Source organism: Paenibacillus sp. CF095, from assembly GCF_900101225.1.
Lineage (GTDB): Bacteria > Bacillota > Bacilli > Paenibacillales > Paenibacillaceae > Paenibacillus.
The window spans coordinates 284,704-305,125 of the sequence record NZ_FMZN01000003.1 but is presented as its reverse complement, the minus strand read 5'-3'; the positions used below and the strand labels follow the sequence as shown (position 1 = coordinate 305,125).

General features: G+C 40.5%; 13 protein-coding genes and 2 pseudogenes. 1 reads left to right on the top strand and 14 read right to left on the bottom strand.

Annotated features, from left to right (window positions below; translation table 11 throughout):
- Window positions 1-10: 10 nt before the first annotated feature.
- The 10 genes and pseudogenes from BLS69_RS23560 to BLS69_RS23515 all read right to left on the bottom strand — a co-directional run.
- Window positions 11-1,906 (bottom strand): bifunctional lytic transglycosylase/C40 family peptidase, encoded by a 1,896-nt coding sequence (locus BLS69_RS23560; protein ID WP_256332401.1) that lies wholly within the window; start codon window positions 1,904-1,906, stop codon window positions 11-13.
- 44 nt (window positions 1,907-1,950) lie between these two features.
- Complete coding sequence (locus BLS69_RS23555) at window positions 1,951-4,380, bottom strand: hypothetical protein (RefSeq protein WP_091037055.1); 2,430 nt, start codon at window positions 4,378-4,380, stop codon at window positions 1,951-1,953.
- A complete protein-coding gene (locus BLS69_RS23550) occupies window positions 4,380-6,431 on the bottom strand; it encodes a VirB4 family type IV secretion system protein (protein ID WP_256332400.1) in 2,052 nt (683 codons plus the stop codon). Before BLS69_RS23550 ends, BLS69_RS23555 begins: the two co-directional genes overlap by 1 nt.
- Window positions 6,379-7,311 carry a hypothetical protein gene (locus BLS69_RS23545; RefSeq protein ID WP_091037047.1) on the bottom strand — a complete coding sequence of 311 codons (933 nt, stop codon included), beginning with the start codon at window positions 7,309-7,311 and terminating at the stop codon, window positions 6,379-6,381. Before BLS69_RS23545 ends, BLS69_RS23550 begins: the two co-directional genes overlap by 53 nt.
- An 18-nt stretch (window positions 7,312-7,329) precedes the next feature.
- Complete coding sequence (locus tag BLS69_RS23540; protein ID WP_091037044.1) at window positions 7,330-7,644, bottom strand: PrgI family mobile element protein; 315 nt, start codon at window positions 7,642-7,644, stop codon at window positions 7,330-7,332.
- A gap of 104 nt (window positions 7,645-7,748) precedes the next feature.
- Window positions 7,749-8,153 carry a TrbC/VirB2 family protein gene (locus tag BLS69_RS23535; RefSeq protein WP_256332399.1) on the bottom strand — a complete coding sequence of 135 codons (405 nt, stop codon included), beginning with the start codon at window positions 8,151-8,153 and terminating at the stop codon, window positions 7,749-7,751.
- Window positions 8,154-8,399: 246 nt separating this feature from the next.
- Window positions 8,400-8,834 (bottom strand): hypothetical protein, encoded by a 435-nt coding sequence (locus BLS69_RS23530; RefSeq protein WP_091037042.1) that lies wholly within the window; start codon window positions 8,832-8,834, stop codon window positions 8,400-8,402.
- A gap of 299 nt (window positions 8,835-9,133) precedes the next feature.
- Window positions 9,134-9,697 (bottom strand): hypothetical protein, encoded by a 564-nt coding sequence (locus BLS69_RS23525; RefSeq protein WP_091037039.1) that lies wholly within the window; start codon window positions 9,695-9,697, stop codon window positions 9,134-9,136.
- A gap of 912 nt (window positions 9,698-10,609) precedes the next feature.
- Window positions 10,610-13,717 (bottom strand): hypothetical protein, encoded by a 3,108-nt coding sequence (locus BLS69_RS23520; protein ID WP_091037036.1) that lies wholly within the window; start codon window positions 13,715-13,717, stop codon window positions 10,610-10,612.
- A gap of 531 nt (window positions 13,718-14,248) precedes the next feature.
- Window positions 14,249-14,685, bottom strand: a pseudogene (locus BLS69_RS23515) (IS3 family transposase); the annotation flags it as partial.
- Between the two features lie 8 nt (window positions 14,686-14,693).
- On the opposite strand from BLS69_RS23515, the pseudogene BLS69_RS23510 reads away from it, so the two are divergent.
- A pseudogene (locus tag BLS69_RS23510) lies at window positions 14,694-15,110 on the top strand (5-methyltetrahydropteroyltriglutamate--homocysteine S-methyltransferase); the annotation flags it as partial.
- Window positions 15,111-15,303: 193 nt separating this feature from the next.
- Here BLS69_RS23510 and vanG read toward each other — a convergent pair.
- The 4 genes from vanG to BLS69_RS23490 form a co-directional block, all read right to left on the bottom strand.
- Window positions 15,304-16,356 (bottom strand): D-alanine--D-serine ligase VanG, encoded by a 1,053-nt coding sequence (vanG, locus tag BLS69_RS23505; protein ID WP_091037034.1) that lies wholly within the window; start codon window positions 16,354-16,356, stop codon window positions 15,304-15,306.
- A 53-nt stretch (window positions 16,357-16,409) separates the two neighbouring features.
- The gene (locus BLS69_RS23500) at window positions 16,410-17,216 is read right to left on the bottom strand and encodes a D-alanyl-D-alanine carboxypeptidase family protein (protein WP_091037032.1); all 807 of its coding nucleotides are present in this window, start codon (window positions 17,214-17,216) and stop codon (window positions 16,410-16,412) included.
- Window positions 17,182-18,336 carry an alanine racemase gene (gene alr / locus BLS69_RS23495; protein WP_091037029.1) on the bottom strand — a complete coding sequence of 385 codons (1,155 nt, stop codon included), beginning with the start codon at window positions 18,334-18,336 and terminating at the stop codon, window positions 17,182-17,184. The genes BLS69_RS23500 and alr overlap by 35 nt, the downstream gene beginning before the upstream one ends.
- Window positions 18,337-19,227: 891 nt before the next feature.
- A complete protein-coding gene (locus BLS69_RS23490) occupies window positions 19,228-20,322 on the bottom strand; it encodes a hypothetical protein (protein ID WP_091037026.1) in 1,095 nt (364 codons plus the stop codon).
- Between the last annotated feature and the right edge of the window lie 100 nt (window positions 20,323-20,422).

Below are 20,422 nucleotides of genomic sequence, written 5' to 3'. Positions count from 1 at the left end.
CTTTCGGTTTTTATTTTTCAACAAGGCGACGATATCCAAGAAAAGGTATCTTTCTCCAACGGTGCATTGTATCAATACTTACGCCATACGTACTCCCTGAATTAATAAACTTGCCGTCTCCAAGATACATTCCTATGTGTGAAGGACCCGCCTTATAGGTAGACCAAAACACAAAATCCCCTGGTCTGGCATCTTCGGCTCTTATTTCAACTGTTTTATCATATTGATTTCTTGCAGAGCCCGACAGATTAACTCCGATTTGCCTAAAAGCAAATTCTATAAGACCTGAACAATCAATACCTGCTCCAAATGGATCTCTTCCACCCATTAAGTATGGATGCCCAAGATATTTTGTCATAACGTCTAGTACCTCTTGGACATCAAATATCTGACCATCATTCGGAACTTTTATGACCGTACTTGTTGCATTGTAGTATCTCATCACGTTATCTACATAATTGGGATCACCATATCCCTTTGAGCCACTTTTCTCTCGCATCATTAAACTGAACGCTAATGCATTTTCCTTAGAATATCCACCAGCGTTTAGTGCATATTTAACGTAACCTAAACCATAGTTATACGCTTGGAGTGCTATTTCCACATCTCCCCCAGCAGCTTTATATACTGTTGAGAAGTGATCTACCCCTACTTTGATTGATAATTCAGGATCGGTAATATAATTACGCGGTTTCCCAATTGATTCGGAAGATTGCATAACATCTAGCAATTTGCCTCCAGACTCCTGCATGATCATGGCTAGCAGCAACTGAGTATGTTCCTCTAACCCTACCATTGCTAGATACTTCCTTACTATAGATTCATACCTCAAGACCACAGCAGGAACTGAAGCTGTGCCTGGCAACCAATTACCACTATAGTTCGCTGATGCCTTACCTCCATATAAAGCAGGATTCCAATCAGGATCAGCAACGGATATAAACTCATAGAATAATTTCATATCATCTTTATCTACCCCGAGGTTAATTAGTATTTGCTGGAACTTTACCCCATCAACCACAAAGTCCGGGACATAGCGATCATCGACAGTAGTATGATCATATTGCTGATAGGTTGTCGTAGTACAATCACCACTAGTACTTGTACCCACAAGATCCCATTGATCTGTTATTGTCGTTGTACCCCCAGGATAGTACAGCTTCAGGGGCTTAATATTCATATGGCCGTAATCTAATGTAATATCTGATAGTACATCATGTGTCTTTCTGTTGCTTTCTGACCGGGTCTCCTCAGTTGTCGTATGAGTAGATGAGTTACCCTCTTCATCTGTAGTCGTAACCGTACACGCTACAATAGATTTTGTTCTTTCCTTATCATCGGAGACAGTAGTATAAGAAAATGAGGGTTGGAAGCTCTTAATCAGTTCTTCGGGTTTATAATCAGAAAGTTCAACTTTCTTTTCATTTACCATAATTTCATAGCGAACAAGGGATGCAGGTATGCCCCAACTCGGTTTTACGGTCTTCACAACTTGATTGAGCCAGTTTTTATCTGCTTCAATCCCCCAAAGTTCAGCAACTGTTTTATCAGCTGCGGATTTGAACTCTTTTTCATATTTTACATCCGCCGCATGTTGCTCTTCACTACGAGCATTCCCACCTAAAAACCAGTCCGCAAATGGAATGGCAGAGAGGGCAGCTAAAGTAAGAAGAATAGCTAAGATTATTACCAATCCCCAAGGGCCTATCAATGAGACAATAAGCTTACCAATCGATAATACAAGCTGTTTCAAAAATTTCATGAGTAGTTTTTTTAGGTATTTCCCCGCTTTTCCTACTGCTTTAGAGGCTACTTTTGTACCGCCTTTTTTCAATGCTCCCCCTGCTTGTCCAGCAGCTTGACCGCCTATCTCATTCGCACTCAATTTCTCACCCCACAATCGCAAGAGGATATCTCCTACGAGACATCCTCAATACCCACCAAATTTGATTAAGATATATCACTTGTTCTATTTCCCTTGTTATATGCACCTGATTGAGCCCATGCAACTCGACTAGCACCTTGCATTAGATTCCTACCGGTTGCTCGCGTAGCTTGCGGTACCTTTCCAACCATATCAGCCACTTTGTCATCTCCACCTGCTTTGCCTGGTTGTTTATGATTGAAGTAATCTTCAGGATTAAGTCTTCGCATGTCAAACGTGTTGTCGGAGTATAGCTTTTGGCCACCACTGTCAGCAATATAAGCCTCACTGCTTCTTCCAAGATCCGCTGTTGATCCACTCATCCCAACTAATGCTCTCTCAGTTCGTGGCCTCACATTGACCGGACTAACAGTACTCGGGTGTTCAATAGATCGCATATATGAACCGTTCTCTTGACGATTCCATTGGCCGTCTTGTTTCGGATTACGCATCTGATAATCTACCATTCGTTGTTGACCCGTTTTGAGAGAAGCATCACCTGCACCATAGCCCCCAATTTTCTCCCATTTTCCAGTTGACTGGTCCTTGGCTTCATACCAGGAGCGGTCATTCGTTTGATTCCATCGAGCTTGACTCCCACTGAAACGTGGATCTTCAGAGAGACTATTTAATGTCATCCCACGTGGACTCATCGTTCCATCCGCTCGCATTCCACTTCCAGAATCAAATGCTCTTTGACGGCTTACACCTGACAACATTTGTCCCATAGATTTACCAGCTGTTCCAAACTTATTGCCAAGCATACCACCGATTGCTCCTCCGAGTGGGCCGGCTACCGACATTCCAATCGCAGCACCTACACCACCTGCAAGCATCCCAGTAGACTCGCCAAGATTACCCATCAACTGACGTCGCTCTGCGAGATCATTCCATTTCTCTTTCACATTTGACATTTTCCATCCAGAAGAAGTTCCGTCTGGATTTTGTCCTTGACCCGCGTTCCGAATTGTACTGTATGCGCCATGTAAACCTTTAGCTGAGTTTCGAGTACCTTGCAAAACACCGGTTGCTAGCTTAGATCCCACAGCAGCTCCAGCTGCCACACCAGCGCCCCCAAATGGTAAACCTACAGTACCCCCTAAAATCCCGCCAGTTATTGAGCCAGCTTTTTTGATTTTGTTAAACGCCGATCCACCCGCTGCAGCCTTACTTAAAGTAGATGCACCGACATCGTTCCCCATAGAGACTTCAGATCCGCCCGGCGATTCTGTTCCCCCACCAGTTGAACCTGTGGTGTTTGTGGAACGCCCTTTTCCGGACATATTCATAACACCTTTAGATAACATCATGGCTCCGCCGATAGCACCCAAGCCCATAGCATTCGCAGCTCTACCTACAGAAGAACTCGAATCTCCAAGGTTAAGCCACTTACTTACCATGCCGGTTATAGGAACAAACATAATGATCATGCCAAGTTTAAATATCATTGGGCCCATCCCAGAACCTAAATTACCTGCCATTTGGACGAAAACGAATAGAATAATCGCATGAATGGCCGGAAGAAAGATATTTCCGCACAATTCTTTAATATAGGTACCAAAAAATGAACGCGTTTTTGCAAATAACAAACTGTAGGCTGCAAAAGGCGACATCACACAAAGAAGAACAATGATTATTTTTCGGGCAATGTAAATAAAGTTAAGGTATGCAGAAAGGCCCCACTCTGCTAAGAATACAAAGAGGTCTCCCATCTTAAATGAATAAGCACCATCATTTGTAGCGGTTGCGATAATAGAAACTCCATCTAGAGGTTTTCCTAACCCTTTGAGCGTAGAACCTACGCCTTGTACAATTCCCCAATTCAGTGCCATCAACGTATGGAATAACATCCAGAAAAGACCCATAAAAAACGCGGATGCTACATACATGTGGATATCTTTCCAGAAATCTTCTTTCGACTGAGGACTGTGTGCTTTCATTCCAAACTTTAAACTGGACATCATGATCGCTAGCATCAAAATGGTTGCATAGACTCCTGAAAACGTAGCAATTAGTGGATTGATGACATGATCCATTTCAGATTGATAAAAGATGCCATCAACAAGCTCGTCTTTTTCATTTTCACCGAATCCCCATGTCTTGTAGGGATTACCAAACACCAAGTTTTGGATGCTATTAATACCAGGTATCTTAAATAGATTGTTGGCTTGTCCGATAATAAAACCGTTCATTAGGTTCGCATCATCTTCTGCTTTGTCTAACATTTCTTGCGTTTTCTCTCCGACCAGAGCTCCACTGTTATCTCCGCCACTACCGAGTTCTTCAGGGCTGAAAGAAACATCTGAACTTGTCCCATCGGTTGTACTTAAAGGTGTTGCTCCACTACTTTTGCTTGTCGATGCAGCCACGGTTTCTGACGTAGTATTCGTTGATCCGCAACCCGCAAGCAACATTACTAAACACAATAATGCCAGTAGCAGATTCGAACGGTTCATCACGCCACACCACCTGCCGGTATATGAGTTTTATCTTCAAGCCAACCTATCATTTCTTCACGAGTTGTCTTTTTCTTCATCGGAACTTCGACGTTTTGGTTCGTATTCAGGTATACCCATTCTTCAGGAGTCGGTTCAGATTGGAATGAAACGATCTGTTTACCGGCTTTCATGAGCACTTGACCTGTTGAAGATGTCCTGATGAGATTACCAACATCTTCTGAAAGCCTGAAAGTATTGAGTATCGGGGAAATATCTTGATCACTTTGTCTCAAGAAGCAAACCGTATCAAACTGAGCCACGACATCTCTAGCGGCTTCTGTTCTCTCAAACATTTCATATCGTTGAGACACCAAAGTAAGAGATACATTCCATTTCCGTCCTCTGGCAGACAGAATTTTAAGCCATTCCATCATGGATGCATACTTGATCATCATCCATGCTTCGTCACAAATAACCCGCTTTTTCACTTTCGGATTAGAAACGATGAATCTGCTCCACACCCAGGTCATAAGAACATGTTGAGCTAGCGGTCTTTCTATACCATTACTCGAAAGTTTGCTAATATCAAAAGTAACCACAGGTGCGTCATCCAGAGAGACATTATTTTCAGATATAATTCTGGTTTGGCCATCAAACATACCAAATGCTTTGTTTCTCGTGAATAGTTTTACAACGTTACATAGCTCACGGAGCTCCTCACCATAATCATTCTTAGCCTCATGTAGAAGTGCATCATATACATTAGTGATCGTCGGCATTTCAATCAACTTTTTGCGGTAGGTAATAGAGCCAAAGTCATCAATATGTTCAATTTGTTCGTAAATAGAGTCTGGATCCTCCGTTATCCCTCGAGAGAGATATAATTCTTCCAGAATATCATTCAAGACCCCGATTTCGACAGCGGTTAGTCCCCTATTATCTGGTGTTAATGATTCCTTCATGACTTTAAAGAATTCAAGAGCTTCTTTGACTTTCTCATTCAAGTTAATTTTCTCATCAATAAACTCATCTTCTGTGCCTTTATTCTTAATCTCTTTTTCAGGGAAAATATCGAGTGGATTGATGCGACTAACATCATCTTCTTTGGATGGATAGATCGGAACGACCACTCCACCAAGAGCGTACGTTAATTCGCGATACTCCGGCTCAACATCGATGATCACGTTTTTCATAATACCGTCCATGTAGCCCCGTGCAATAATCTGTTTTACCAGCACGGATTTACCTGACCCGGACACTCCAAAAATGCCAAGGGAATAGTTATTTAATGATGCATCAAAGTTGTTATAGTAAACATAATCACGACCATAGCGACCAATAGGGAATCCACCTTGATGATTCAATTTAGATGATGCGTGAGGAAAAATGGCCGTAAGCGCAAGCTGATCCAAATTGCGATCAGATTTAGAAAGATAGTTTCTTCCAAGTGGCATACATGAAAGAAAAGCCTCTTTCTGTCGATCAAAAGCACTTATGATTTCAATAGATTCACCGGATACAGCATTGTCCACTTCCACACACTTCGCGTTAAGCTCATCCAAAGAATTTGCGTAGACACTTGCTTGAATGGATACATAATAAAGCCCATTTTGATTGCTCTTTATCTGACGTTGAAGGAATTTTGTATCATCGCGCTTCTGAACGGAATCATCAATTTTGGCTTGATCATTTCGGTTTGCAGCAGAATAAATAACTGTATCTAGTTCGTCAATTTTATCTTGAAGCTTCTTGATCGCAACGTTGCGATCAATTGGTTCGATATGTACGGAACAATCCAAATCGTCCCCACTAAAGAGTGCTTCGAGCCACCCTATCCGAACCGTACGTGGGTAACCACTCGGTTTAACAAAAAAGGACCTTCCATATTTCAGATTCCCAAGTCCCGTTTTCAAAGTGAAATAATCACTCTCAAAATGAGCTCCATCATTCAACATATTGTCAACGATAGAGGGGAATGAAAGTGGTATATCATCTTTACTGCCTTTGCGCACATCATCAATTTGCAACTTCGATGAGTCCTCTTGCTTCTTTTTCAGACGCTTGAACATAGTCTCGCACTTCCTCCACTTCATATACTAGATCTTCAAATCCAGGCATGGTAGTAACGTCGACAGTAATATACGAAGATAGTTTTTCTCTTCCATGTGTAACCAAATCATCGATCGGATTCAATACCATTCGATCCCGGTTTAGTGCTCTTTTCATTACTTCCATAGCAGAGAGGGAATCTAACAATTCCGCGTGTATTTCGCATTGTCTTAACATTCCTACTACGGTTGCCGCACGTTGATATAATTCATTTCGAATCATTTCTTCGCGTTGTTCGGGTTTGAGCGCTCCCATCTTACTAGGCAATGGGACGTAGGTGATCACATAATACACTTTTCGAGATATTCGAAATTCTTTTTCGGATTTGTTCTTGATATGATTAATTACTTTTGTATTGTAATCCATGGTTTGTGCATTACATTTTTCTAAGTTAGATTTCCAACGGTTCTCTTCTTTCCGTAGATCCTGCCTAACGGCTTGTCCTAAGATCTGAATTGGGAATCGGACTACTCTGAATAAACTGCTGTATCCCAGAATTGTGGATTGACGAGCTTGAGCACTCAAGAGATCGTAATTGACAGAATCTGTAGAGACGATCAGGCAATATTCGTTATTTCGCTTAACAAAAATACCTTGTTTAATATCCTCAATCCCAATCAGATCCTTCATGTCTTGCCGATCTTTTTTAAGCTGCTTCTCCTCGTGTTTGTTGAGGTTCTTTTTTTGATGCTCTACGGATCCAGCACTCACTTCCTCCAGATGCTGTTTTCTTTGCCATCCAATAATAGGTTCATTCTTGTCCATCCTCTTTTTTGCAATCATTAGGAATACCAGCATGAGTGCCAGGAATCCCATCATGCAAAAAATAAAAATCTGCATTTAAGGTCCTTCTTTCGTTTAGTTATGTGTGAACGTTTTTTGAGAGCGTAGAAACTTAATCCTAGAAACGACAAACTCACTCGCATATTGCTCATGTTTATCGAACTTAAAAAATGCAAAGAAAGCTGCAATGGCACCTAGGATAACAAATAAAATCAACTTTCCTATCCACTCTGCACCGCCATCCAAAAAGGGAAGCCCCCCGAAGATGAAAAACACTCCGCAAAACACGAGTGTAGGAAATATAATTAAAAATTGTCGAATCGACAAGACAGCCAAAATTGATTTTTCCTCTTGAGTGATATCAATCGGTACGACTATTTCATTGTTCATAATCAACCCCCTAGTGAATGAGAAACGGTCACCGTTACCTATATGATTTCAGACATATAGCGTCCTCATATCCGGTATTGTGACCATTGCTCAGTGCTTAACTTCTACTTCGCTGAATTTGATAAGCCCGCAATTACATCCGCGAAGGTTGCGGCACCGAAGAAGACAAATGCCCCCGCAGCACAACCCAACAAAGCTTTCCAATAAGTTGCTGCCTTTTGAGGATTAAGCGAACCAAAGATAATCATTACTGCGTAGTACATGACAGCCAGTACAAAACATGTGCCCCCTACGCCTCCAAAAATTTGTACAATCAACTTGAGAGGTTTATTAACCTTATCGACATTAGCTTTTTTAGCTACGTCTCCATTGGGATCATACATTTTTCCGTCCTTTAAATCCGAGTCTATTACAGTGCCATTGGCACTCGCGCTATCATGAACTACAAGACCGAATACTGGAAATAGAGCGAACACAAGTGCTAAGGTTAATACAATTTTTTTTAACAAGATAATTCTCCTTTCGCTTATAAGCGGTGTTAACATATTTGTTTTAAAACATGTGTTACTGAGTTAAACTCAATTTGTAATCACAATCTAACGTACATTCCCCCTTTTTTGGCAACAAAAAAAAGCACCGCCAAACCTTTGAAATTAATCCAAGGTAGGCGGTGCTTCCGCTTGTCAGTATTAAGTTAGTTAAAGAATAATCTACTATGATTATCCTCATTAAGAGCTTTAATGTCAAGAGATGTTTTAATATCTTGCATGGTGTATCCCTCGTTCTACAATAAGTTCACCATCAGCATACTCCCCATTCTCTTCAACAGAATAATTAACTAGAATAGTCGCGTGATCAATTGGATCATTTTCTTTAAGTACAGAATCGAGAATCATCACCAATGTCTTTAGACCTTTTCGGCTCATTCCAATAGGAGTAGAACTTTCCGCTTCCCCCTTACACACATCCATAGTCTTAGGACTTAGGACCTTCTTCTCTAAAACATGATTAATGGCTAGGCGTCCGCTTCGTACGGAGAACTTCAATGAACCTTCTTTCTTTTTTGACATTACTAACGGGTAACACTCCACTAATATAGCAGCCTTGATTTCTTCAACTAGTATACTATTGTCAAGTGGCTTATTCATTACCTCGCTAATACCACCGGTTCTTGCAAATTGCTTTGACATCTTCAACGCCTCCACTAAATGTATATGTTATAGGTCAAAAGATATAAAATATAAAAAAATAGTGCAAATATGAATCTATTGTAAAAATTATGTATGTAAATATTTCGATTTCACTTTTTCATATGGGTAAATATGTGAAACTTCATATGAATGAAATCATTTTACACTCCTGTTAGAAGATTGTCGATATGAATTTGCGAAATATTAGGAATTTTGACTTATAACAGTGTGTATCTCCGCTTTCTCAAACAACCAATAGTCATATGTACCTATCGGATATATGAGAAAGCGGAGAGCGTCTAAACTCCCACTGTTGTTAGTCTTTTGTGAGCATTCGTTTCCAGATCAATGAATTTGTTTGTAAAAAACAAGTTCGATTTAACAAAGTAGCCCTCTACAAGGTAAGCACCTTCCATTCCTGGCATTCCCTCAATCTGGATCTGTTGATCTGCATATTGTAGTATTGTGACGCCGTTTCTTTGGGATAGCCTACCCATCATCACATCATAGTCCCCAGTTGCACCTAATGCAGGGGTCGTCGAAATCTTATCTACGAGCTTCGATCCATACTTACCTCTCAAAGCCCAATATTCACGCAGTCCAATAGGATAATTTGAGCGATTCACAACCGATTCTGTATTAACAGACGTAGTACTTAACTGTTCATTTCTAGTATTAATCGAAAGAACTTTCTCTCTGTACTCCTTAGAAGTATGCGTTGATTCCTCACTGATACCACTACATGATGTAGATTCGCCTTCCCGTTTTAAATCACTTTTCTCATCAATTGCTTTAAACAGTTCATCCAAAGATTTGTTGAGAGCTTCAGGTAGCTCTGACACTTGAAAGACTTTAAATTTCAATCAAATGATTCCCCTCATATTTTGATTAGGTTTTGTAATGTATAGCATAAAAAAAACACCTATAGTGGGTTATCCGAAGAATTAACTCCACCAAAGGTGTTTTGAAATAAGGAAAATAAATAATAAAAACCCTAAAAGTACATAAAAGTATCCAAAATGATACTCAAGCACCTAAAGAGTGTATTTAGACATAAATATTCCAATAAATAATTCAAATTAGAATGACCTGTTTGCCTCATGGCTCAGGTAATAGAATAATTAAACAATTGATATAGTTCTATAATACCAAATATAATTCGACTCGACAACACCATAAACAAAAGAATAGAAAAAAACAGAGCGGGTGAGCCCCAGTTTCTGAACAAATGAAAATCTACTGAGCCAAGAGTTTAAGCCAGAAAAGCTTAATTTGAAGTGAATGACGATTGCTACGCACTACCATATCTAGTGAGCGATTCTTGTATCATTCAAGTCGTATTTAACAACCAGATTACCGCCTACTACTTCTGAGAATGAAACGAAAATGAGGCATATACATCGTAGACTTTGCTAAAAGTATATTGAGCAGATAGACGTGACTATTGGTCATTCCCAGCGTCCAGAGATTCTAGTACGCATTTCACCTCTCACGATATACGTCGGGATAATTGCCTGGACCACAAATCTATAGAAAGTTCATCTCGTATCTCAAAACGGAAGGAAGCTCCACATCTGCAACCGGAGATAACCGACGTGCAAATTAAATAAACTGACGCCGGTTGTGCACCGACGCCAGTCTGGTATTTTTATAATCGTTCTCCATATGGAGTATTTTCCACGTCATACCGTGGCCCTTACCAACACATGTATTAATCCTAATCCTAGTAATTCAGTCATCTCTAGCATTCGCTGTTGTGGGATTGGTATAGGACACTAGAGTTCAATAAGGATTGAATTTTCTTTCCCTATTTCCGTTTCTGTTCCAGTATCCGGCAATCCAAACATCTCATGATCAGCATACTTTTCAGAAATAGGTTTTTTCGCTACAAAAGAGTTAAACTTTGTTCCTGGAGCTTTAGCAGCATAAGCCTCTGCCTTCCCCTGGAAGGTCATGATAATCTTCTTCACTTGGCTCAAATCCACACCCTCATTAAGTACAAGACCGCCTCGATCCTCTCCAGGTACCTCTATTGACCATACTGACAATAAACCTGGCATAATTCTGCTAGTCCCATCACCCACAGCACCACCAGACTCATTCCGAATAAGTTCCTTCGGTTCTAGATCACCAGTTGCCCCTCGATCCGGAGTTACATCATATTCAAAGAATCCGTGACTCTTGTTGTGTACAAAGTCAAAACGTTGACCATACGAATCAAGAAATGTTGAATGACCAGAGTGAGTATACTCAATGTGAATGCTTCCTGCGGCATTCCGTGCACCAGGTATCTGAATGTGACAGTCACTGACCATCATGTGAGCTTTACCTGCAATTCTCTCCCGAATGAGTTGGTTATCCAGTGTCAAGGGGAAGAATGCCGTTCCATGTGCACGCAGCGTTTCAAATTGCTCTGGAAAAGATGCTTCGTTAAAGATAACCGTTACGTTTTTGAATGGTTGCACCGGATTTTCTGAAGCATTTAATGCGTTCGTCAACTTAACGGTCATATCGGCATGAATACGACTAAGCTCGGCAACGTGGCTATCTTGAACAAACGGAAACAGTTCTTGGCTCAGGACCATATAGCGATACGCTTGGTATTCTTGATACAGGAAATCTGTTAATGCCAGCTTTAAGCCATTGTACAGATCGAAAATATACGTATGGAATAGTGGCAAGCCCGCATCCACATCATCTCCCATTACCTGCTTGATTCGGTCTTGATCTGCACGTCGTTGTGCCATTTCGGCGAATAATTTTGCTTCTTCCAAATGTTTAGCTGTCACTGCTTGTTTTTTGCGCTGGTATTCTTCAACGACGTTGAGATATTGATTAAAGGCCTTACGATATTCTTCCACTTTATCTTCCGGCATTTGATCATAAACCGGTTTTAACATCTCTTCGAATTTCTCACGTGACATGGCAAGCATGGATGAAGAATATCCAAAGGAATCACGTGCTTCTTGCATTTGCCCCATCAGATTGTAAATCTCTATTCCGTCTTTTATAATTGCTAGCCCCGAAGAAGCAGCGGTAGTGACATTTTTAATGGATTTAGAAAGTTCCTCTTCTTTTTTCTTTTTTTCTTTTTCTACCGTTTTGGCGTTTTTGAACGTATCGTCTATCACAATGGTCTTTCCTGTATCCCAGTAGTTGCTCATTGCTGATGCTATGGCACCGCCTGTTTTGAGCGCTGTTAGGGCAGGGGTTACATTGGTAACCAGCGCTACGCCATTCACTATCAAATCAAATGTAGCCTTCAGGGTGGACAAAGCAAGTTTCTTCCGTAGCACTTCTACAAATTCTTCAGCCACTTTCTGGAGCGACTTCTCTTTTGAAAGTATATCTTCATATAGCTTGTCTGCTTCTATTTCCAAGCGCGCCCGCTCTTTAATTGAATCTTGCCTTTGACCCTCTATATCATTAATTCGATTTACTGCAACGGAAATAGCATCGTTTAATACTTTTAAGCGCCCTTTTTGGTCGTTCTCAGCCAAGATGTAATCACGATATAACGTTTCAGCTTGTTGAGCTGCGTTTATCAGATTGACACCCAAATCTTGATATTTATTTAGAGGCATCAGAGGCACCCAGTTCCATGGATGGCTAAAATAGTCTAGACCCTGTCCCAACTGTGTAATAAGGATCATCGCTTTATTTCGTAGTGCTAGCCACTGAATGGAAGCGTCCAGCATATCGCTTTGGAATTCGGAATAGGTACTTTGAGCTCGTACCTCATTAAACCAGGACTCATTCGGTATTGTCTGTTGCAGCCAGTTTAGTAAATCGGCAGCCTCTTCGAGTTTCTCCTCACTCCCAGACAGATAAGCCAATCCTGCCTTATGTAAGGTTAATGTTTGACGTTCAAGTGAGGCACTTAAGCCAGTTTCTAAATCTACAGGAGATAGTCTCTTATATATTTCCGTATCGGCGATTTTCGCTCCATAAAATTGACTATACCCAATCTGTGCAATTATGGCTTGAGCAGGTTTACCATCAATCGCATGTTCTGCGCTGATCCCTACTGTGCCATTTACGCCGTCCTTTCCATTAGCGGATCTCTTCGTACTGCTGCGCTTTGTAACGCTTGATTTCTTCCCTACCGAGACTGTCTCCAGTTGAAGGCCACCTATGCCTCCCTGACATCCAGCTCCAGCTTTTCCGGGCAAGGTTGGTGCTCCAGCGATACCCACTTGCGTTTCCATCGTTATTCTATGCTCTTCGCTTGAAACCACATAGCCAATAAAAATATGTCCAGCGTCTCCACCATTCCCGGACCTTCCCGCGTTACCACCGTCTCCCCCATTACCTCCATCGCCACCCGATGTGGAATGATCATTAAACCAGAATATATGGGTTTCGCCATCTCTTCCATCATCTCCTGGCCGGCCATCCATCCCGTCTCCTCCGTCTTGCCCGCGACCTCCATTACTGCCATTTGCTGAGAGATTCAATTCTCCTTTTAGATTGAAGCGCTCTGCTGTCAGTACAAGATGCCCGCCTTCCATCCCATTGGCTCCACTGGAACCGTCATGACCCTTTCCGCCATCGTCTCCACTTTTGATCGCTTTGATGCCGGAATCGGCCTTTGGTTCTTGTACGAAGTCCTGATCCGGAGGAACGGGTAATCCAGACGTACTAATAGATATGTTTCCATGGGAAGAAATAACTCTCGCATTTATTATTAGATTACGCCCAGGCAAACGTATCGATCCATCCAGATGGACGGTATCTGCCTGAACCCAGTAGTGAGCTGTAGCATCCGAAAAGTAATCTTGCTTTAAGATTAAATCGGAAGCTGTTAGATAAATAAATTCTTCTTTTTTTCCCCGCTGAACATTGGAATACAATGACTGAGTTTTGACTTCTGCAACTCCCATTCCTGGTTCCTCCTCTTAGGTCTTGATAATTATGAATTCATCTTTATGTAATCCAAAAGTTCTATATAATAACTTATGAAAAGTGATAATTATCACTTTATACCTAATTATAAGTTAATTTTATCCATAAATATATATTTTTTTTTGATGATTTTCGACTTTTATTTTCATAATATGCTTTTTATATAATGTTGTTTTCTTACATCACTGAATGCTTTAATCATGACTTATTCCTTAACATGTATTATGCATATCTCTTTAATAGTTATGGTGCGATGATCACTTTACACAGCATGTTGAAATTAAAACAACACAACTACATGAAAAATTTATGTACAACGTTATTATCTCACTGCCAATTAAATGTCCATGTTGTCTTTATCTTTTTTCTATCCCACAATAAAGAGCCGTCCACAAATAGTTAGTTCAATGTCGAAATAGAAAGAATATATTGCTGAAATAAACCTCCTCCAAAAAATAAAAAACCACGTCTTGTTGAAGTGACCCCGTAAAGTTAGACAGATTATCTCTTTAAGCAACTTGTTGGGCATGAATCCGGTACCGTACCGGACTCATGCCTTTTAGTTTTGCCTTAATGCGTTTGTTGTTGTAATAATCGATGTATTTGGATAGTTCTTGTTTAAAATATGAGATATTTTCAAATTGCTTTAAATACAAAAACTCGGATTTCATGATGCCAAAGAAGTTCTCCATGACGGCGTTATCGTAGCAGTTCCCTTTACGGGACATACTTTGCGTGATGCCACGTATTTCAAGGGCATGACGATATGGTCTCATCTGGTAGTGCCAGCCTTGATCCGAATGAATAAGGAGTTTTCTTCTTTTGTTAAACTGCAAAATGCTTGATCTAACATCGTGGAAACAAGCGAGTAGACCGGTCTTGAACCAATCGTATATGTAATAATTTCTCCGTTATACAGATCAAGTATGGGAGATAAATATAGTTTTCTCCGATGTCAAAGCTTTCCGTATTTCCACTTGCACGGTTCAAGACACGACTCAAATTCACACACATATATGCTATTGAGAATTCCATGACATGAATGATTCCATCGAAGCGATGGATGCCGATGTTATTTCGATCGAGACGTCCCGCAGTCACGGTGAACTCATTCACAGCTTTGAGTTGAACACGTATAAACTGGGCATTGGACTTGGCGTATATGATATCCATAGCCCACGTGTTCCAAGTGTGGATGAAATGACAAGCATGATCGAACGTGCCTTGCGTGTATTGGATCCTAAACTGTTCTGGATTAATCCGGATTGCGGTCTCAAAACTCGTGGACTCGAAGAAACCATTGCTTCCTTGCGCAACATGGTTGATGCAACCAAGATTCCCCGTGAGAAGCATGTTGCAGCAACGGTTTAGGTTGAATAGATAAAGAATTCAAGAATTCGTTTATAAAAGGCGGACATTCCTATGTTATGGAATGTCCGCCTTTTAAATGAACCAATAAAAACTGAAACTGCCTTTTTGCTCATTTTTGCATATCCGTTCCTTTGAACGAGATCATCGACAATGAATCCATCCAATCCTCGCTCAACCGCAAGTTCAACCGCTCTCAGTTCACACCAATGGCGAGCTCGATGAGCCGGTCAAGAATATTGGCATAAGTCATGCCGCTAGCTTGGAGCATGTTAGGATAGCGGGAATTCGATGTGAAACCAGGTATCGTGTTGACTTCATTGAACACAATTCTTCCGTCAGTGTCCAGGAACATATCTACTCGCGCAAACCCTCTGCATCCAAGCGTTTTATAAATAGTCAGAGCGCTCTCTTTAACCTTCATTGCAGTATCCTCATCAATACGGGCTGGCAAGTGAATCTTCGAACTCAACAAGGAGTACTTTTCCGAATAATCAAAAAAGTGTCCCTGCAATTCAATTTCATCAATAACGCCGATTATGGGATCAGAATTGCCCAATACAGCACACCCCACTTCAAAACCGTTGATATTTTGCTCAATGACAACTTTACTATCGTGTAAGAAGGCTTGTTCAGTCCCAGTAATCAATTCCTGCCTATTGTTCACCTTCGATATCCCTAAAGATGATCCTGATCTAGCCGGCTTAACAAAGAGAGGGTAACCCAGTGCTTCTGCTGCTGATAACACTTTTTCCATCCGTTCAATTCGATGTATTGTAAGGGAACGCGGTGTATCAATCCCTGCTGCCTGCACCAGTTTATGAGCCAGTTCCTTGTCCATACATAACGCAGAGGATAACATGCCACATCCAACAAACGGTATACCCGACAGTTCCAATAATCCTTGCAAGGTTCCATCCTCACCGTATTTGCCGTGAAGCACTGGAAACACAACATCAATCGGTGTTACATGATATTCCGTATGCACTAGCTCAATGAGTCCTCTGACTTCTCTGCTCGGTGAGAAAAAGGATGGGATACAACTCGGATGCAAATGCCATCGATCATTGCGAATATCCTCAACCGTTCCACTATATCTGAGCCAAGAACCTTGCTGCGTAATTCCAATTAACACAAGATTGTATTTTTCGGTATCCAAATTTTCAATCACTGAAGCAGCCGAACTCAAAGATACGTTATACTCACCTGAACATCCGCCAAACAATACCGCAATCGACTTCTTCTGCATCTTAAAATCCTCCTAAAATGTAATATAATCTATATAATTCCTATTGTTATAACTTAATTGTTGGAGAAAGTCGTAACAATGAATCCTTCACGATTCGTTCCTGATATCCGATAAGAATCACATTTCAAGATCGGGATATGACTAGACGCCTCTTTATCCGCTGGAACATAATATATCTGGATTGTCATGTCCTTTTCTTTAACTGTGAGCTGCTCTCCAGAGTACCGATATTGCTGTACAAAATCGATGTACTCCTCTAAACATAGATTGTTTTCTTCCATGATTTTGGAATGGGGGTATCCTACATATCTAAAATGCCATGGCTCATACGCAATACGAGTGATTGATTCTTTTTCTTGCTTATATCGAAGAATAAAACCGAATTGTATGGCATGTTGTCTGAAGGACCTGTATATGCCCGTGTCAGGAAAGGAAGGTGCAATAAAATCGATATTCGATTTCAATTTACCGACATCGATAGCCAACCCTGTTTGGTGCTCACTCTGGTCAGGCAAGGCTACGTATTTGGAAGTATATTCTGGTCCCTGTTCTATCAAACAATCCTGATAGATTTGGGATTGTTCTTCTTTGGTTCGATATGCACTGACAGCGACAATTTCATCCATCCCCCCACAAGCCTTAAGTAGAGCATGAAATTGTTTGAAGCACTGCTTCTCCAGAAGCATCTCCTTATTTAACTTCTTTATTGAAAGTAAGGAATCCAAGGACTCTAGTTGATTAGCTTGTACTTGCCTTCTGATTGGGTTTTGAAAATTTATTAACACTAAGTGCCCGTGACATAGTTCTTCGTTACTTACGCTGATTTCAATATGTTGTTGTACGACTTCCCGTGATTTCACGTTGAATTTCCCCGCGTTCTTTATAGATTCGCAATACTCTGTCCGTGATGGAACTCGTTATTTCTTGAGATACACCACCGATATGATTGGCCAGTTCCTGAACCGTAATTTTCTGTTCACCTGAATAACCAATGAAGGTCACCTTGGATCCTTCCGGAAAATACATGGGAAGCTTAATCATCAATTGATCCATGGAGATTTTTCCTATAATTTCTGCTTGATGCCCCTCCACCAACACCTTCGTATTTTGCATTCTCTGCGACCATCCATCTGCATAACCGATAGGCACTGTTCCGATCCATTGATCGGAGTCTGTTTGATAAGCATTGTTGTAACCCACATATTCGCCCTTTTTTAATCTTTTCGTTTGCAATAATCTACTGTGCATACTGAATGCAGGCTTTAGCTGGATGTTCGATACTAGTTTTTCCGGATAAAAACCATAAATTGCAGCTCCTATTCGAGCCATATCCATACACAATTCCGGAAATCGAAGTGCTGCCACACTTCCCGCACAGTGATAATGATTGACTGGAATCTGGGATATACTGCTCCATTCTTTCATTTCCAGGAAGCGTTGAATCTGAAGCTGCAGATAGCTGTTGTCTGTCTCACCCGCTGTCGCGAAATGAGTATAGAACCCGTCTACTATTACATCTGGAGCCCGGAGCCATGGAACCATTTCAAGCCATTCTTCTTCCGTACGTATACCGATTCGCCCAAGTCCAGTATCCATTTTCACATGCACAGATAGCTTATGCCGGGTATGAACAGGTTTGTATTTTCTCATCTGCTGAAACCATGAAGCTTGTGTAACGGTAAGCATCAAATCATGTTCCAGAGCCAGAGGTACAAGTTCGGGACGTATCGGAGTCAAAATAAGAATCGGTTGTGCTAAGCCGGCATTTCTTAAGCGGATGGCTTCTTCAATGAAGGCACACGCTAAATAATCCGCGCCTGCCTCTACTGCTTCTTTGGCCGTCTCAATATCTCCATGGCCATATGCATTTGCTTTAACAACTGCCATTAATTTGGCCGAACGGGGTAGAAATTTGCGGATCTGTATGACATTCTCGCGAATTTGCGTTAAATCTATTTCAGCCCATGTATCTCGGTACATTCGAATAATCCCCTCAACCGAATAGATGGTATGTTTTTACTTACTATTTTTAGTAGATCCGCATATGCACTTTTCATAGTTTGGCCTCCTAAAGGTGTGAATGTGGTGCGTTGAATTGATTTAAGTGTATATTAAGGCCACTTCAGCTCCTATCGATCAAACTTACACAAAACTGACAACGATGTAAGATTACAGATTTGCACTTCTCCACATCTCATAGTTACAACAAAAAAAACCTGCACTAGGGCAGGTTTCTTTCATTATTGTAGATTTTCATTGCTCATCCAGCTATCAACATACAGTGGTTCACTGTAGTCCTCCCGGACAGTAAATTGTTTCAAATGTTTCTCTGCATCTGCACGATTCTCGAAGCCTCCCATAACGACGGTGAATTTTCCATTTTGACGATTTGCGGAATTTCTCAACGGAGACGATCTATTGCATCATCTTGAAACAACCAAAAATCGATCCCAAAGGTACCAAAAGCAAGAGGCATCTATAAGCAAATTATTATGACCAAATCCAGAATGGATGAGACAGATCCCCATTATCTCCACTTTATAAATGAAGGACAGGTGCTCGTACATTGGAACGGGGAAAAATCTTTCTGTTCCATTTCATAAGCGTACTATGTAGAGAAGCGTAACTTCTCTGAAGATATAATGAAATAAATCCCAATACTCGACCTTGAGCGCAGATCTGGGAACCACCAGGTGCGATGATGGCGCGCCTGAAGGGACTCTGTCCTATCAATGGGAAGTCGTCAGCGCTCTGGAAGGCGGCTGACTATACCTCCACCGGAGAAGTGACGCTGATCGTTCGAAATAGCACCGTTCCTTTTGAAAGTGTAGGAGCAAGTATCACCAAAATGAATCCTCTTGAAAATTTATATCAACCTCCCTTAACTTGATTGTTTGATAAAATTGTAACGAGATTAATTTTATTTTTGAAGTCCTCCGATCCATTTAACTCCACTATTAATCTCTCTAAAAAACGGATGACATCGTCTAGTGATAGTGAACTAGATTCAATTCTACGTAAAAACATTATTGTAAGCTCTCTCACTTCTTTTAAGGCAATATCATTTCTGTTTTTTGATGCATATTTACTTAGATAATATAAATCAATGTTCACCTTAGTAATCTTTATGAAGGGAGTGTTACTGTTTGCAGCTCTTAAATCTCTCATCAAATTTAAAGCTGCACCTAATGAAACATAAATCTCTGTGAGTTTTTTTAATCTTTTCTTCTCCCATTTCTCCCTGTATATTTGGCCTACAGTGTCAAAGATAATGAAAGTCAAAAATGCTTCTTTGATTTTAGGTAAAAACTCTATGTACATGTTGTATTGATTTATTGTGTATTCCTGTCCAATCATCATACTCGCCCAACGCATAGGGTTATAGAAAATATTTGAAAAGATTCCTGACGTAAAACCATCCAGATTTGAAAATACATACAATATTCCTGCTAACCAATATAACTCTAATCTAAAGCGGAACAGGATGTATACAATGATAAATATTATTACTGCTGAAAAGTACAAACTACCATTTAAAATTTCATTGCTTAAATTAGAGATCGACTTCATATATGTAATTAATTCTTCAAGAGTTAAGTTATTATCGACCAAGTAATCCATATACGCCTTATTTTCTTTAAGCTGTGAGAGAAATGAACTCTCCTCTGTTAAAAGCTCATGAAACATTGCTTGGGTGTTATCTGGTAGATCTTTTTCCATAACAATAAAAGTTTTTGTAATGGTATTCCCTATTTTTGTTTTAGCATCAATTTCAGGTGAGAAAAAGACGTCCTCACTATACTTGCTCTCAGTAGCATATCTATAATATGCACCCGGATCGACTATGTTAGTTATTCCGAAAAGTAACATGGATATAACTAAAAACAATGGAAAGTACAATAAAAACATACCTAATATAATTACAGTCTTTTTTAAATACGCATTCCCCAAACGTGACTTATTCATTGAATCCCCTCTCTTTAACTAATCAAAAATACAGATCGTATTTGCTCATTGGAATCTTAATAAGCAAAAGATCAGACCCTCTTGGTCTGATCCTTCGCTT